The 12,875-nt window shown below is 62.1% G+C and carries 18 protein-coding genes and 1 other RNA gene; 9 read left to right on the top strand and 10 right to left on the bottom strand.

All coding sequences use genetic code 11. The features are described from left to right. Window positions 1-16: 16 nt before the first annotated feature. The gene (locus tag NKI19_RS04065; protein WP_352564674.1) at window positions 17-463 is read right to left on the bottom strand and encodes a GNAT family N-acetyltransferase; all 447 of its coding nucleotides are present in this window, start codon (window positions 461-463) and stop codon (window positions 17-19) included. Window positions 464-569: 106 nt separating this feature from the next. Then, complete coding sequence (locus NKI19_RS04060; protein ID WP_352564672.1) at window positions 570-1,409, bottom strand: AAA family ATPase; 840 nt, start codon at window positions 1,407-1,409, stop codon at window positions 570-572. 176 nt (window positions 1,410-1,585) lie between these two features. On the opposite strand from NKI19_RS04060, the gene ssrS reads away from it, so the two are divergent. The 4 genes from ssrS (at window position 1,586) to NKI19_RS04040 (ending at window position 4,228) form a co-directional block, all read left to right on the top strand. Then, window positions 1,586-1,741: non-coding RNA, 6S RNA (gene ssrS / locus NKI19_RS04055), on the top strand. Window positions 1,742-1,899: 158 nt separating this feature from the next. Beyond that, complete coding sequence (locus NKI19_RS04050; protein ID WP_352489230.1) at window positions 1,900-2,487, top strand: 5-formyltetrahydrofolate cyclo-ligase; 588 nt, start codon at window positions 1,900-1,902, stop codon at window positions 2,485-2,487. Between the two features lie 81 nt (window positions 2,488-2,568). Next, on the top strand, window positions 2,569-3,393 hold the full coding sequence (locus NKI19_RS04045; RefSeq protein ID WP_023678036.1) for a TIGR00282 family metallophosphoesterase: 825 nt from the start codon (window positions 2,569-2,571) through the stop codon (window positions 3,391-3,393). 70 nt (window positions 3,394-3,463) lie between these two features. Then, on the top strand, window positions 3,464-4,228 hold the full coding sequence (locus tag NKI19_RS04040; RefSeq protein WP_023678035.1) for a TerC family protein: 765 nt from the start codon (window positions 3,464-3,466) through the stop codon (window positions 4,226-4,228). A 225-nt stretch (window positions 4,229-4,453) separates the two neighbouring features. Here NKI19_RS04040 and NKI19_RS04035 read toward each other — a convergent pair whose 3' ends face one another. From NKI19_RS04035 to NKI19_RS04020, 4 genes are read right to left on the bottom strand one after another with little or no spacing between them, the layout of a single operon-like run. After that, window positions 4,454-4,924 (bottom strand): SRPBCC family protein, encoded by a 471-nt coding sequence (locus NKI19_RS04035; protein ID WP_352489231.1) that lies wholly within the window; start codon window positions 4,922-4,924, stop codon window positions 4,454-4,456. 32 nt (window positions 4,925-4,956) lie between these two features. Then, complete coding sequence (locus NKI19_RS04030; RefSeq protein ID WP_352489232.1) at window positions 4,957-5,319, bottom strand: VOC family protein; 363 nt, start codon at window positions 5,317-5,319, stop codon at window positions 4,957-4,959. 55 nt (window positions 5,320-5,374) lie between these two features. Next, complete coding sequence (locus NKI19_RS04025) at window positions 5,375-5,767, bottom strand: VOC family protein (protein ID WP_352489233.1); 393 nt, start codon at window positions 5,765-5,767, stop codon at window positions 5,375-5,377. A 28-nt stretch (window positions 5,768-5,795) separates the two neighbouring features. Then, window positions 5,796-6,278, bottom strand: coding sequence for an SRPBCC domain-containing protein (locus tag NKI19_RS04020; protein WP_352489234.1), 483 nt, complete (start codon window positions 6,276-6,278; stop codon window positions 5,796-5,798). A 51-nt stretch (window positions 6,279-6,329) separates the two neighbouring features. On the opposite strand from NKI19_RS04020, the gene NKI19_RS04015 reads away from it, so the two are divergent. The 3 genes from NKI19_RS04015 (at window position 6,330) to NKI19_RS04005 (ending at window position 7,943) form a co-directional block, all read left to right on the top strand. Beyond that, window positions 6,330-6,653 carry an ArsR/SmtB family transcription factor gene (locus NKI19_RS04015; RefSeq protein WP_352489235.1) on the top strand — a complete coding sequence of 108 codons (324 nt, stop codon included), beginning with the start codon at window positions 6,330-6,332 and terminating at the stop codon, window positions 6,651-6,653. Window positions 6,654-6,888: 235 nt separating this feature from the next. Continuing rightward, a complete protein-coding gene (locus NKI19_RS04010) occupies window positions 6,889-7,638 on the top strand; it encodes a YebC/PmpR family DNA-binding transcriptional regulator (protein ID WP_352489236.1) in 750 nt (249 codons plus the stop codon). Beyond that, entirely contained in the window at window positions 7,635-7,943 is a 309-nt protein-coding gene (locus NKI19_RS04005; RefSeq protein ID WP_352489237.1) for an Rdx family protein, read from the top strand. The genes NKI19_RS04010 and NKI19_RS04005 overlap by 4 nt, the downstream gene beginning before the upstream one ends. Before the next feature lie 25 nt (window positions 7,944-7,968). Here NKI19_RS04005 and NKI19_RS04000 read toward each other — a convergent pair whose 3' ends face one another. Next, on the bottom strand, window positions 7,969-8,448 hold the full coding sequence (locus tag NKI19_RS04000; RefSeq protein ID WP_352489238.1) for an anthrone oxygenase family protein: 480 nt from the start codon (window positions 8,446-8,448) through the stop codon (window positions 7,969-7,971). A 1-nt stretch (window position 8,449) separates the two neighbouring features. After that, the gene (locus tag NKI19_RS03995) at window positions 8,450-9,283 is read right to left on the bottom strand and encodes a Rossmann-fold NAD(P)-binding domain-containing protein (RefSeq protein WP_352564670.1); all 834 of its coding nucleotides are present in this window, start codon (window positions 9,281-9,283) and stop codon (window positions 8,450-8,452) included. 112 nt (window positions 9,284-9,395) lie between these two features. Here NKI19_RS03995 and NKI19_RS03990 point away from each other — a divergent pair, with 112 nt between their 5' ends. Continuing rightward, on the top strand, window positions 9,396-10,037 hold the full coding sequence (locus NKI19_RS03990) for a TetR/AcrR family transcriptional regulator (protein ID WP_352489240.1): 642 nt from the start codon (window positions 9,396-9,398) through the stop codon (window positions 10,035-10,037). Window positions 10,038-10,046: 9 nt separating this feature from the next. Here the strand turns inward: NKI19_RS03990 and NKI19_RS03985 are convergent, their stop codons facing one another. Then, the gene (locus tag NKI19_RS03985; RefSeq protein ID WP_352489241.1) at window positions 10,047-10,547 is read right to left on the bottom strand and encodes a hypothetical protein; all 501 of its coding nucleotides are present in this window, start codon (window positions 10,545-10,547) and stop codon (window positions 10,047-10,049) included. Window positions 10,548-10,643: 96 nt separating this feature from the next. Then, window positions 10,644-10,865, bottom strand: coding sequence for a 50S ribosomal protein L31 (gene rpmE, locus NKI19_RS03980; protein WP_006327661.1), 222 nt, complete (start codon window positions 10,863-10,865; stop codon window positions 10,644-10,646). Between the two features lie 204 nt (window positions 10,866-11,069). Here rpmE and NKI19_RS03975 point away from each other — a divergent pair, with 204 nt between their 5' ends. Continuing rightward, complete coding sequence (locus tag NKI19_RS03975) at window positions 11,070-12,872, top strand: ABC transporter transmembrane domain-containing protein (RefSeq protein ID WP_352489242.1); 1,803 nt, start codon at window positions 11,070-11,072, stop codon at window positions 12,870-12,872. Window positions 12,873-12,875 lie beyond the last annotated feature (3 nt).

Here is a 12,875-nt window from a genome sequence, read left to right as displayed (position 1 = left end):
ATTTCAACCGCTCTCATCATAGCAGATCGTACTCGATGAAGCCCGTGCGCCGCGCCACGTGATCGTAGAGCTTGCGTGCGGTGGTGTTGGTCTCGTGGGTCATCCAGTAGACGTTCTTGACGCCGATCTTGCCGGCTTCCTGCTTGACCGCTTCGATCAGGGCGGCGCCGACGCCCTTGCCGCGCACATCGGGGTCGGCGAACAGGTCCTGCAGGTAACAGTTGTTTATCTGCGACCAGCTGGAGCGATGGTAGAGATAGTGCGTCAGGCCGACGGCCTTGCCTTCGAGGGTAGCGATGAAGCCTTTCGGCTCGAACTCGCCCGCCGTGAACAGCCGTTTCCAGGTGACGGCGTAAACCTCTTCCGGCAGCTTGGTTTCGTAGAAGGTGAGGTAGGCGGTCCACAGACGCCGCCAGTCGGCATGGTCGGATTGCGCAAGCGGGCGGACGGTGATCTCGGTCATTTCATTTCCCTCTGAACTCGGCAACCCGAAGCTGCCTTCACGCCTCGCCGGCGGCAACGGTCCAGCGACGGGAAAGCGCTGTCCGGCGGCTTTCGTCGACCGCCCTTCACCCTTGCCGTCTCGCCATGAAGGCCAGGCGCTCGAACAGATGCACGTCCTGTTCGTTCTTCAGCAACGCGCCATGCAGTTTCGGCAGCGCGTTTTTCGGGTCGGCGCGCAGGTCCTCGGGCGCGATGTCGTCGGCGACCAGCAGGCGGATCCAGTCGAGTGCCTCGGAGGTCGACGGCTTCTTCTTCAGGCCCGGCACGTCGCGGATTTCGTAGAATTGCGTGAGTGCGGCGCGCACCAGGTTCTGCTTGATGCCGGGATAGTGCACGTCGACGATCTTGTGCAGCGTCTCGACGTCGGGAAAGCGGATGTAGTGGAAGAAGCAGCGGCGCAGAAAGGCGTCCGGCAGCTCTTTCTCGTTATTGGAGGTAATGATGATGATCGGCCGGACGGTGGCGCGGATGGTCTCGCCGGTCTCGTAGACAAAGAACTCCATCCTATCCAGTTCCTGCAACAGATCGTTGGGGAACTCGATATCGGCCTTGTCGATCTCGTCGATCAGAAGCACGACTTTCTTGCCGGCGGCAAAGGCATCCCATAATTTGCCGCGCTTGATGTAATTGCGAATGTCGTTGAAGCGCTCGTCGCCGAGCTGGCTGTCGCGCAGCCGCGAGACGGCATCATATTCATAGAGACCCTGCTGCGCCCGTGTGGTCGATTTGACATGCCATTCGATCAGATCCAGGCCGAGCGCTGCCGCCACCTGACGGGCAAGTTCGGTCTTGCCGGTGCCGGGCTCGCCCTTGACCAGCAATGGCCGCTCCAGCGCGATCGCCGCGTTGACTGCCACCATCAGATCCTTGTCGGCAACATAGGCTGCCGTGCCTTCGAAACGCATTTTTGCTCCCGGGTTCATCGCGCGACCCTAAGGACGCGGCCTTCGCTGTGCAAGGCGCCGCTGGCAAAGCGGGGATCTTGCGGGCGCTGACCTCATTGAGGGGTTCTGCGTCGATTTAAGCGTCGAAACATGTCGCCTCTCTGGCGCTTGGTCTGGCGTCAGCCTATATTGGCGGAGGCGGTCTGCGCTTCCCGGCAGGAGAACATTTTCCCCGGGGCCTTAATGATCCCTAGGGAGCTGTCCCTGGGAAGACCCGTGGGTTTTCTCATACGGCGCCCACCTACTTTGTAGGTTCCCGGGATCGCTCTCTCCACCGGTTGTGTGGATCGTCACCTGTCGAAAAGGCCATCTGGTATCGAAAAGGCCATCTGGCGGATCTTGTCGTCGCGCCGCTTTATGCGGTGCTCTCACGAACGAAAAGTTCGCGCCGCTCCTCCAAAATGTCGCTCGTAAAACTCCATCCAAATCTGACCTTTTCTATCGTCGGCGCATGACATCCCCAAAAGACCTGAAAAAAAGTCTCCGCAACCAAGCCCTCGGGCGCCGCGACGCGCTCGATCCTTTCTGGCGGGTGGAGGCAGCACTCGAAATGGCGGAGACGGCGCGCGACCGGTTAACGGTCGAGCCGGGCCAGATCGTCTCAGGCTTCTGGCCGATGCGCTCGGAAGTCGACGTCCGGCCGCTGATGTTTGCCTTGCGCGAGAAGGGCGCAAGGCTCTGCCTGCCGGCCATCCTCGACAAGACCACCATCGTTTTTCGCGAGCTGGTACGCGGCGCGCCGATGATCGACATGGGTTTCGGCACCGTCGGCCCGCATGAGGAAGCCGAGGTGCTCGATCCGCAGATTATGCTGGTGCCGCTTGCCGCCTTCGATACGCGCGGCCACCGTATCGGTTACGGCGCCGGCTATTACGACCGGGCGATCGCGCGGCTGGCCGACAAAGGGCAGCAGCCGCGGCTGATCGGCATTGCCTTCGACTGCCAGGAGGTGGCCCTGGTGCCGGACGAGCCGCATGACATGATCATTCCGGAAATACTCACCGAGAGCGGGTTGCGCCGGTTCGCGCCGAAATTGTAGATAAGTTCCTGGACGCATGATCTTTTCCGAAAGTCATGCAGCTTTTTGCTTCGCTGACCTTCGGTTCGGGATCACGCTTATATGAGACTTCTCTTCCTCGGCGACATGGTCGGCAAGACAGGACGTACGGCGGTGTGGGAACAACTGCCCGGCCTGATCTCGGATTTCAAACTCGACTTCGTCATCGTCAATGGCGAGAACGCCGCCGGCGGCTTCGGCATCACCGAGGAGATTTTTCGCGAGACGATCTCGGCCGGCGCCGATGTCGTCACCACTGGCAACCATGTCTGGGACCAGCGCGATGCGCTGATTTTCGCGCCGCGCGAAGAGCGCTTCCTGCGTCCGTCCAATTTCCCCAAGGGTACGCCGGGGCGCGGCTCAGGCGTCTACATCGCCAGGAACGGCGCGCGCGTGCTGGTCGCCAACATCATGGGCCGGGTGTTCATGCATCCCGAGCTCGACGATCCGTTCCAGGCCGGCGAGCGCGAGCTTGCCGCTTGTCCGCTTGGTGAGCAGGCCGATGCGATCGTCATCGATTTCCATGCCGAGGCGACCTCGGAAAAAATGTGCTTCGCCCATTTCGTCGACGGCCGTGCCAGCCTTGTTGTCGGCACCCACACGCATCAGCCGACCGGCGATCACCAGATCCTCAATGGCGGCACCGGTTATATTTCCGATGCCGGCATGTGCGGCGATTACGATTCCTCGCTCGGCATGGACAAGGAGGAGCCGCTCAACCGGTTTTTGTCCAAGGTGCCGAAAGGCCGCTTCGAGGCGTCGACCGGACCGGCGACGTTGTGCGGCGTCGGCGTCGACATTTCCGACCGTAGCGGCCTGACCGAACGCATCGCGCCGTTTCGCCGCGGCCCGCGGCTGGAGGAAACGGCTCCATCCTTCTGGTCGTGACATTGATATGGACGCTTACAATACCCAATTGCCGGCGAAACTGCTCTAGATCGTAGAGGGGACGACCTCCATGCAGCTAGTCGAATTCCTGGCGCCGCATTTCGCCTTTGTCTCCGACCCGACGGCATGGGTCGCGCTGCTGACGCTGATCGTGCTGGAGGTCGTGCTCGGCATCGACAATCTGATCTTCATCTCGATTTTGACCAACAAATTGCCGGTAGCGCAGCGAGCCCGCGCCCGGCGGCTCGGCATCTCCGCCGCGCTGGTGATGCGGCTGATCCTGCTGGCCACCATCTCGATCATCGTCCAGCTGACGACGCCGATATTCACCGCCTTCGGCCACGGCTTTTCATGGCGCGACCTGATCCTAATCGCCGGCGGCCTGTTCCTCGTCTGGAAGGCGACCAAGGAGATCCACCACACGGTCGATCTCGATGATCACCAGGACACGATGATGGGCGAGACACTGCAGCTGTCGCTGGCCGGCGCCATTTTCCAGATATTGCTGCTCGACCTCGTCTTCTCGATCGACTCGATCATCACCGCGGTCGGCATGACCGACGAGATCGCGATCATGTACATCGCGGTGATCGTGGCGGTGAGCGTGATGATGCTGGCGGCCGGGCCGCTGGCCGATTTCATCGCCAGGAATCCCAGCATCGTCATGCTGGCCCTCGGCTTCCTGCTGATGATCGGCATGACGCTGATCGCCGACGGCATGGGTTACCATGTGCCGAAAGGCTACATCTACGCCGCCATGGGCTTTTCGGCACTGGTCGAAGGGCTCAACATGCTGGCGCGGCGGCGGAAGAAGGCAAAGGGCGGTGGGCACTGATGTTTACATCACCTCGTCATCCTAGGGCGGAGCGACGCGAAGCGGAGCGCAGACCCTAGGATTCATGCCGCTACCCATACCGAAGAATGCAGCGTTGCAGAATTGAGTAGCGGCTAACGGTTAGTCGTCGGACTTCTGGGTGTTTCATCCTGATGCGCGGCGATACGTCGGCGTCGCGGCATGGATCCTAGGGTCTACGCGCGTCGCTTCGCTCCTTGCTCCGCCCTAGGATGACGAGTGTAGGCCCTTCGGATGGCGGTCGCCGATCAGGTTGAGCGTCAGGCCTTGCTCCAGCCACGCCTTGGCGCCGGCGAGCACCAGCGCAAAACCGCCTGTCGAATCGATCGCCTGCTTGACCTGCTCATCGGGGCTGCCGGCAAAGCCGAAATTGCGGACCTCGACAAAGGTCGTGCCGCCCGGCATCTCGGCGAAAGTCCACACTACCGTGGTCGGCGGATCGCTCCATTGCATGACGATCTTCCTGTTCTCGACGATCTCGCTGACATTGACCGTCGTCGAGACGCCGTACATCCGCCATTCCCAACGGATTTCCTCGCCGCTGTCCAACCTGTCGCTGCCATGGGTGAACCAGAACTTTGTCGTGATCGCCGGATCGACGAAGGCTTCGAATACGTCGGCGACCGGCCGCCTGATCAGCATGCCGGCTTCGGCGATCGGTGTTTCGCGGATTTCCATAGCGTCCTCCTTTCCACGGCACCGCGGCCTGTTCACCAGGCATCGGGCTCGCGCACGAGGTGAATGATGTTGGCCGGATTGGTAATCCAGCCGCCGCGGAAGCCGTCACCGAGTGCCTCGATGGCGTCGCAGCGCACGACGCCGGCCTTGGCGAGATGCTCCGCAGCGGCCGGAAAATCATCGGTGAACAGCTCCAGCCAGATCTCGGCCTGGCTCATCATCGGCGCCTCGTCGATCCACAGCCGATTGGGACCGAGTTCGAAGCCAACGGCCGGCGCCTTGGCCGTGAATGGCTTCAGGCCGACGACGTCGCGATAGAAGGCGATCGTTGCCTGGTATTGATGCGGCGGGACTTTCATGGCGATGTTGACGCCGCCGGTGATCTTCGGGGTCATTTGCGGGCTCCATTGCCGTGTTCAGGTTCGATTGGCCGGCTCGGTCCAGAACTCGCTATGCCAAATTGATTTGCCAGGAGACTCCGAACCTGTCGTTGAGCCATGCAAACCGGCGGCTGAAACCATAATTGTCCAGCGGCATCAGAAATTTGCCGTCCTTGGCCAGCGCCTCGACAATGCCGTTCAGCTCTGCCTCCGTGGAGCAATCCACATACAGCGAGACCGACGGCGTGAACGTGAAGGCATGGTGCACGGGGCTGTTGTAGACCATCACTTCCAGACCGCTTATGGACACGCGCGCCAGCTTGACCGTTCCTTCCGGGCCGCCTTCGCCGGAGCCGTAACGCGTGACGTCAAGGACGTTGCTGTCGGGGATCGTCTCGCAATAGAAGGTCATTGCCTCTTCGGCCTTGCCCTCGAACATCAGAAATGGCGTCACTTGCTTCATCGCAGGCCTCCGTCATCTTGGTGGTTTTTCAGATGTTGTTCTCGTTGGCCGGCTCGCCCTTCATCTCGCTGCGGTAATAGCCGTCGCGCAGATTGATGCCGTATTCGACATAGGCCTTCATGCAGGCCAGCATCTGCGACCAGCCCTCGCAATTGAGGTAGGACTTCTTCAGGCCGACCGCGTCCTCGTGCCAGCCGGTCTCGGCGATGGTGACGAAGGTGCCGCCGTCGTCGAGCGGTTCGAAATTCATCTCGATGCGGGTCTTGTAGGCTGGCTTGCCGTCGCCGCCGGTGGCATCCCAGCGCAGCACGATGCGGCTGTCTTTCTTCACCTCGTCGACCTCGACCGGGACCTTGCCCCACCAGACGACGCCGGCGCCCGCCACCAGCGGTGCGCTGGCGCCGCCGATGGTGGTGAAATAGCCGCTGAGCTTCTTCGGATTGACGACAGCATCGAAGACTTCGGCGACCGGTTTGCCGATGCGGCCCGAAACCCTGAATCCAAGAGACATATCCACAGCTCCTTCCTTGAATGGCTCAACGATATGTTATAGAAACATAACATGTCAAGCCAATCGCGAGACGACAATGTTTTCAAGGCGCTGGCGCATCCGCGCCGGCGTGCGTTGCTGGACCGGCTGAAGGATGCGCCGCAGACCACCGGCATGTTGTGCGATGCCTTCCCCGATATGGACCGCTGCACGGTCATGCTGCATCTGAAGGTGCTGGAGGAGGCCAACCTGGTGGTGGCGCGGCGCGAGGGGCGCGAGCGCTGGAACCATCTCAACGCGCTGCCGATCAAGCACATCCACGACCGCTGGATCAGCCAATATGCCACGCACGCGATCAGCATCCTCGACCGGCTGAAATCCGATCTTGAGGGATGAATGGTTGCCGAAGCCTACCGATTTTCGGTTCTAGAAACCCTTGCGTGCCGGCAGCACTGGCGCGGCTGGACGAATTGAGCCGATTTATCTATAAGCCGGCCATTCCGACAGAGAGCGCCGTCCGTCCGTCAGGACGCAGCAGGACGTTCTGAAATTTTGAATTCGAGCATTTTGCAAGATGCCGGGTGGTTCACCAGGCGGCAGATGCTCTAGCCGAGAAGACGACAGGGGTGCCATGGCTGGCCATTCGCAGTTCAAGAACATCATGCACCGCAAGGGCCGCCAGGATGCGGTGCGGTCGAAAATGTTTTCCAAGCTGGCGCGCGAAATCACCGTCGCCGCCAAGAGCGGCACGCCCGATCCGTCGATGAATCCGCGCCTGCGCCTTGCGGTGCAGAACGCCAAGGCGGTGTCGATGCCGAAGGACAATATCCAGCGCGCCATCAACAAGGCGTCGATGGGCGATGCCGAGACCTACGAAGCCGTTCGCTACGAGGGTTACGGGCCGGGCGGCGTCGCGCTGATCGTCGAGGCGCTGACCGACAACCGCAACCGCTCGGCGTCGAATGTGCGCGCCGCCTTCACCAAGGCCGGCGGGGCGATGGGCGAGACCGGCTCGGTTTCGTTCATGTGGGACCGCGTCGGCGAGATCTACTATCCGGCATCGGCCGGCAGCGCCGAGAAGGTGATGGACGCAGCGATCGAGGCCGGCGCCGACGATGTCCAGTCGGACGAGGAAGGCCACACGATCTATTGCGCCTTCGAGAATCTCGGCGAAGTATCGAAGGCGCTGGAAGGCGCGCTCGGCGAGGCTGAATCGGTGAAGCCGATCTGGAAGCCGCAGACCAGCATCGCGGTCGACGAGGAGCGGGCACAATCGCTGATGAAGCTGGTCGCGACGCTCGAGGACGACGACGACGTGCAGAGCGTCTACGCCAACTTCGAGGTCGACGAGGAGACCTTGGCGAAGCTCAGTGCGGCATGAGCGAACAGGCGCCCACCGTCCGCATCACCTATTGCACCCAGTGCCTGTGGCTGCTCAGGGCCGGCTGGATGGCGCAGGAGCTGTTGTCGACCTTCGGCACCGATCTCGGCGAAGTGACGCTGGTGCCCGGCACTGGCGGCATCTTCACCATTTCCTGCAATGACACGCTGGTCTGGGACCGCAAGCGTGACGGCGGTTTTCCGGACGCTGCAAAGCTCAAGCAACTGGTTCGCGACGTCATCGATCCGGATCGCGATCTAGGCCATGCCGATCGCAAGGGCCATAAGTCAAAAGACCCTGCCTGAAGGCATTTACACTTCCGTCCTGCATTCACCGCCATGCCAAGATGAAGCAGCCCAGCGCCACGATAGCGGTGATGGTGCGGACGTGGTTCCACATCACCCAGTCCCTGAGATAAGTGGCCCATACCGCGGCGCCGTTGGCGCTTGCCGGATCCAGGGCCGCCAGGGCGTTGTTGAGCGGCACGTTGAACATCATCGTCACGATCGGGTTGCCGACGAGGTAGATCAGGGCGCCGGCGAGGAGCCAGAATGCACCCGGTTGGCTCCAGCCGATAAGAGCGCCGGCGGCAAGGACAAGACAGACCAGCCCGGTGCCGAAAAGCGCGGTCATGAAAGCCGGTGTGATCACGGTGATGTTGATCGAATTCATGGCCGCGATGCCGCCTCCGGCAGGCAAGCGGGCGAGCGCCGGCATGACAAAGTTGGAGAAGGCGAAGAAAACGCCGCCGACAACGCCTGAGCCAATGGCAGCGACGAAGGTGAGGGTGGGAAGCAGTTTCATGATCATGTCAGTTCCTCCAGATGCCCGTGGCGGCGGCTTCGGTTGCGTAGGCGGAAAAGTCTTTTGGGGCGCGGCCGAGCACGCGCTGGACGCCGTCGGTCAGCGACTCGTTGCGGCCGTCGAGCACTTCGGTGAACAGCTCGTTAAGCAGCCAGGCGAACTCGGCCGGCAACTCGTGCTCGGCTATGGCGGCGGTGAACTCGGTATGTGAAATCTGCTTGAAGGGAATGTTGCGGCCGGCCGCCCTGCCGATCTCGGCGACCGCGTCGGCGAAGCTCAGCAGCCGCGGCCCGGTCAGCTCGTAAAGCTGACCGGTATGGCCTTGGCGGGTAAGCACCGTAGCCGCGGCATCGGCGATGTCGTCGGCATCGACGAATGGCTCACCGACATTGCCCACCGGCAATGCCACCTCACCCTCGCGCAGGGAATCCACGAGAAAGCCTTCACTGAAGTTCTGGGAAAACCAGGCGCAGCGCAGGATCGTCCAATCGGCGCCTGAAGCTTTGAGCATCTCTTCGGCGCGCTGTGCTTCCGTTTCGCCGCGCCCCGACAGCAGGACCAGCCGGCGCACACCACACTCCACGGCAAGACGAGAGAAGGCGCCGACCGTGTCGGCCGCGCCGGGCACCGCAAGATCAGGATAGTAGCTGATGTAGACGGCACCGACACCATCAAGCGCGGGTTCCCAGGTCGTGTCATTTTCCCAGTCGAAGGGTGGCGTACCCGAGCGCGAGCCGATCTGCACGGGCAGGCCCCGCGCCGTCAGCCGCCCGGCGAGACGGCGGCCGGTCTTGCCGGTGCCGCCGACGATCAAAATTGGTTTCGTTACAGTAGGGTTCATGTCGATTTTCCTCAGTTTGAAAATGTGAGTAGTCCTCACATTTGCAAAACGTGATAAACCCTCGTATTTTGCGAGTCAAGCAAATTTGTTGATTGTTCGTCTGGAGACAGTGATGGAAGGCTCTGCCGTATCGGATTCACAGGACGGCCAGATCGCATCGCCGCGCCGGGCGCCGAGCCAGCAGCGCAGCCGCGAGCGGGTCGAGCGCATGTTGGCCGCCGCCTCGGCGCTGATCGCCGAGCAAGGCAGCGATGCGATGCGCATGGGCGAGGTTGCAGAGAGGGCCGGCGTGTCGATCGGCTCGCTCTACCAGTTCTTCCCGGACAAGCGGGCGATCATCTGGGCGCTGGCCGAACGCTACACCGCCGAAAGCCAGGCCTGCATTGCGGCAGCACTGGCCGAGGTCAATGATGCCGAAGGCCTGCGCCGGGCATTTTCGGAACTGGTGGATATCTACTACGGAATGTTCCTGGCGGAGCCGGTGATGCGCGACATCTGGTCGGGCACGCAGGCCGACAAGGCGTTGCGCGAACTTGAGCTCGCCGACAGCCGGGCCAATGCCGAATTCCTCACTGCCGTGCTGAAGCGGTTGCGGTCGTCCGCCGATCCGGAAGCACTGGAAACGACGGCATTTCTCATCTGGCAGATGGGCGAGGCCGCAATGCGGCTGGCGATCTCGGTCGGGCGGCAGGAAGGCGACCGGCTGGTTGCGGCGTACAAGCGGATGGCGCTCAGGGAGTTGCTCGGCGAATAAAGCTGTACGCTAGCGGCCGAAGTAATCCCGCAGCATTTCCGCACGTTCATCCTCCGTGCACATCGCCATTCGGCCGAGGTTGAGCCGGCCTCGATGAAGGGCGACAACGGCCAATGCGCAGCTAATGGTCTCGTCATCCGCCGAAAGTGCCAGATCCCGCAAAGCCAACTGGAAAAGAGTCTGCCAGGCAAGCTTGTAGTGCGGTTCGATCCAATCCGGAATTGGCGGGTTTCGACCGTCGACCAGTCGAGCCTCTTCGATGGTGGCAGCCAGACCGTAGGCTCCCCAATAGGCGGGGGCGTGGCCTTCGGAGATGTGAGCGATTTCAACAACTGCTGCGTAAGATGCGTCTCCGACATCTCCCTGGTGATGCAATTCATTCCAGAGTTCATCCCAGATAGACTTGTTGCCGTACTGAAGGGCGAGCGCTTGCAAGGCCGGTCGCGGATCATAAATGGTCTTGTATCCGCCCATGAGGTTGGAACATCGCTCATCTTCGAGAATAGCCATGTCGCCCTCCCTGCCGGATGCGTTCCGCAACGCATTAAAGGTCAAGAAAAAACCCGCCACAAGGGCGGGTTTTTTCTGATGCGACGGGCCTGCGGCTTAAAGGCCGAAACCTTCGAAGCGCTTCTTGAACTTCGACAGGCGGCCACCGCGGTCGAGCAGGGTCTGCTGGCCGCCGGTCCAGGCCGGGTGGGTAGTCGGGTCGATATCGAGGTTCATCGTATCGCCTTCCTTGCCCCAGGTCGAACGGGTCATGTATTCGGTGCCGTCGGTCATGACGACCTTGATGGTGTGGTAGTCGGGATGGATATCGGTCTTCATGGGTCTGTTCCTGGCTTGCCGGGTGCTGCCGACGGGCTGAAGCCTGCGTCGATGCGCCCCTTTTTAAAACTCGAAGCCGCAGCTATTGAGGAGCCACGGCTTCTAAAACGGTCGGCGAGCCTATACATCAGCCGGAATTGAATCACAAGGCCGCGGCGAGCGCATATTGATGGCGCAAACCTCAAAGGGCCAAAGGAAACGGTCATGGCGAACATCAGCGGCGATGCAGACGAGCGCAGGCGCTCGCTGAGGCCGCTGCAGCGCCTGTTTCCCTACATCACCCATTACCGCAAAATGGTCATCGGCGCGATCATCTCGCTAGCCGTCGCTGCGGCGACGACACTGGCGCTGCCGCTGGCCGTGCGGCGGATGATCGATCACGGCTTTTCCGCTTCCGATTCCAGCTTCATTGCCGAATATTTCGCCATGCTGGTGGTGATGGCCGCCGTGCTGGCGGCGGCGTCTGCCAGCCGCTACTATTTCGTCATCACGCTCGGCGAGCGCGTCGTTGCCGATATCCGCCGCGATGTCTTTGCCCACGTCACTACGCTGTCGCCCTCCTTCTTCGACACGGCCCAGTCGGGCGAGATCGTCTCGCGGCTCGCCGCCGATACGACACAGGTCAAATCCGCCGTCGGTGCCACCGCCTCGGTGGCTTTGCGCAACGTCATCCTCGGCCTCGGCGCCGTGGCGATGATGGTCTTCACCAGCCCAAAACTGTCCGGCCTGGTCATCGCGGCCATTCCGCTAATCGTGCTGCCGCTGGTCGCCTTCGGCCGCTCGGTGCGGCGCAAGTCACGGCTGGCGCAGGATACACTGGCCAATGCCACCGCCTATGCCAGCGAGCAGATCGGCGCGGTGCGCACGCTGCAGGCCTTCACCAACGAGAAGCTTGTAACCGGGTATTTTTCATCCGCCGTGGAAGCAGCGTTCGAAGCGGCGCGGGCCTCGATCTTTGCCCGCTCCTTTCTCACCTTCTTCGCCATTTTCATGATCTTTTCCTCAGTCGTGGCGGTGCTGTGGTTCGGTTCGCGCGACGTGCTCGACAGCACGCTGTCGCCGGGCACGCTTGGCCAATTCCTGCTCTATTCGGTGTTCGCCGCCGGCGCGCTCGGCGCCTTGTCGGAGGTCTGGGGCGAACTGTCCCAGGCAGCGGGCGCTGCCGAACGGCTGACCGAGATCCTGGCCGAGAAACCCGCGATCCAGGCGCCCGCCGATCCGAAGCCGCTGCCGGCAAAGGCGAGAGGCGCGATCAGCTTCGACGATGTCTCCTTCTCCTATCCGGCCCGGCCCGACCGTTCCGCCGTCCATGGTCTGAGCTTTCAGGTCAAACCCGGCGAGACGCTGGCGATCGTCGGGCCTTCCGGCGCCGGCAAGAGTACGGTGTTTTCGCTGCTTCTGCGCTTCTACGATCCGGAGGCCGGCAGGATCGTCATCGACGGGATCGATCTGCGCGAGGCCGATCCGGCCGCGATCCGCGCGCGCATCGCCATCGTGCCGCAGGATGTCACCATTTTTGCCGCGAGCGCGCGCGACAATATCGGCTTTGGCCGGCCTGGCGCCAGCCAGGCCGAGATCGAGGCGGCGGCGAAGGACGCGCTTGCCGACGAGTTCATCCTGAAACTCGAAAAGGGCTATGATAGCCAGGTCGGCGAGCGCGGCGTGACGCTGTCGGGCGGCCAGCGCCAGCGCGTGGCGATCGCCCGCGCCATTTTGCGCGATGCGCCTATCCTGTTGCTCGACGAGGCGACCTCGGCGCTCGATGCCGAAAGCGAGACGCTGGTGCAGACGGCGCTGGACCGGCTGATGCAGGGCCGCACCACGATCGTCATCGCCCATCGGCTGGCAACCGTGCTGAAGGCCGATCGCATCCTGGTCATGGATGGCGGCCGCATCGTCGAGGAAGGCACGCATCAGAGCCTGGTCGCCAAGGGCGGCATCTATGCGCGGTTGGCCAAGCTGCAGTTCGATACCGGGGCTAATGCTTTCAAGGGCGCGGCCGAGTAGCAT

The organism is Mesorhizobium sp. M0751 (assembly GCF_040320265.1).
Taxonomy (GTDB): Bacteria; Pseudomonadota; Alphaproteobacteria; order Rhizobiales; family Rhizobiaceae; genus Mesorhizobium.
This window is presented reverse-complemented; position numbering and strand designations above follow the sequence as displayed.

Coding starts and splice junctions, on each gene's coding strand:
- NKI19_RS04065 (WP_352564674.1), bottom strand. CDS start 463: ATGACCGAGATCACCGTCCGCCCGCTTGCGCAATCCGACCATGCCGAC.
- NKI19_RS04060 (WP_352564672.1), bottom strand. CDS start 1,409: ATGCGTTTCGAAGGCACGGCAGCCTATGTTGCCGACAAGGATCTGATG.
- NKI19_RS04050 (WP_352489230.1), top strand. CDS start 1,900: ATGACATCCCCAAAAGACCTGAAAAAAAGTCTCCGCAACCAAGCCCTC.
- NKI19_RS04045 (WP_023678036.1), top strand. CDS start 2,569: ATGAGACTTCTCTTCCTCGGCGACATGGTCGGCAAGACAGGACGTACG.
- NKI19_RS04040 (WP_023678035.1), top strand. CDS start 3,464: ATGCAGCTAGTCGAATTCCTGGCGCCGCATTTCGCCTTTGTCTCCGAC.
- NKI19_RS04035 (WP_352489231.1), bottom strand. CDS start 4,924: ATGGAAATCCGCGAAACACCGATCGCCGAAGCCGGCATGCTGATCAGG.
- NKI19_RS04030 (WP_352489232.1), bottom strand. CDS start 5,319: ATGACCCCGAAGATCACCGGCGGCGTCAACATCGCCATGAAAGTCCCG.
- NKI19_RS04025 (WP_352489233.1), bottom strand. CDS start 5,767: ATGAAGCAAGTGACGCCATTTCTGATGTTCGAGGGCAAGGCCGAAGAG.
- NKI19_RS04020 (WP_352489234.1), bottom strand. CDS start 6,278: ATGTCTCTTGGATTCAGGGTTTCGGGCCGCATCGGCAAACCGGTCGCC.
- NKI19_RS04015 (WP_352489235.1), top strand. CDS start 6,330: ATGTCAAGCCAATCGCGAGACGACAATGTTTTCAAGGCGCTGGCGCAT.
- NKI19_RS04010 (WP_352489236.1), top strand. CDS start 6,889: ATGGCTGGCCATTCGCAGTTCAAGAACATCATGCACCGCAAGGGCCGC.
- NKI19_RS04005 (WP_352489237.1), top strand. CDS start 7,635: ATGAGCGAACAGGCGCCCACCGTCCGCATCACCTATTGCACCCAGTGC.
- NKI19_RS04000 (WP_352489238.1), bottom strand. CDS start 8,448: ATGATCATGAAACTGCTTCCCACCCTCACCTTCGTCGCTGCCATTGGC.
- NKI19_RS03995 (WP_352564670.1), bottom strand. CDS start 9,283: ATGAACCCTACTGTAACGAAACCAATTTTGATCGTCGGCGGCACCGGC.
- NKI19_RS03990 (WP_352489240.1), top strand. CDS start 9,396: ATGGAAGGCTCTGCCGTATCGGATTCACAGGACGGCCAGATCGCATCG.
- NKI19_RS03985 (WP_352489241.1), bottom strand. CDS start 10,547: ATGGCTATTCTCGAAGATGAGCGATGTTCCAACCTCATGGGCGGATAC.
- rpmE (WP_006327661.1), bottom strand. CDS start 10,865: ATGAAGACCGATATCCATCCCGACTACCACACCATCAAGGTCGTCATG.
- NKI19_RS03975 (WP_352489242.1), top strand. CDS start 11,070: ATGGCGAACATCAGCGGCGATGCAGACGAGCGCAGGCGCTCGCTGAGG.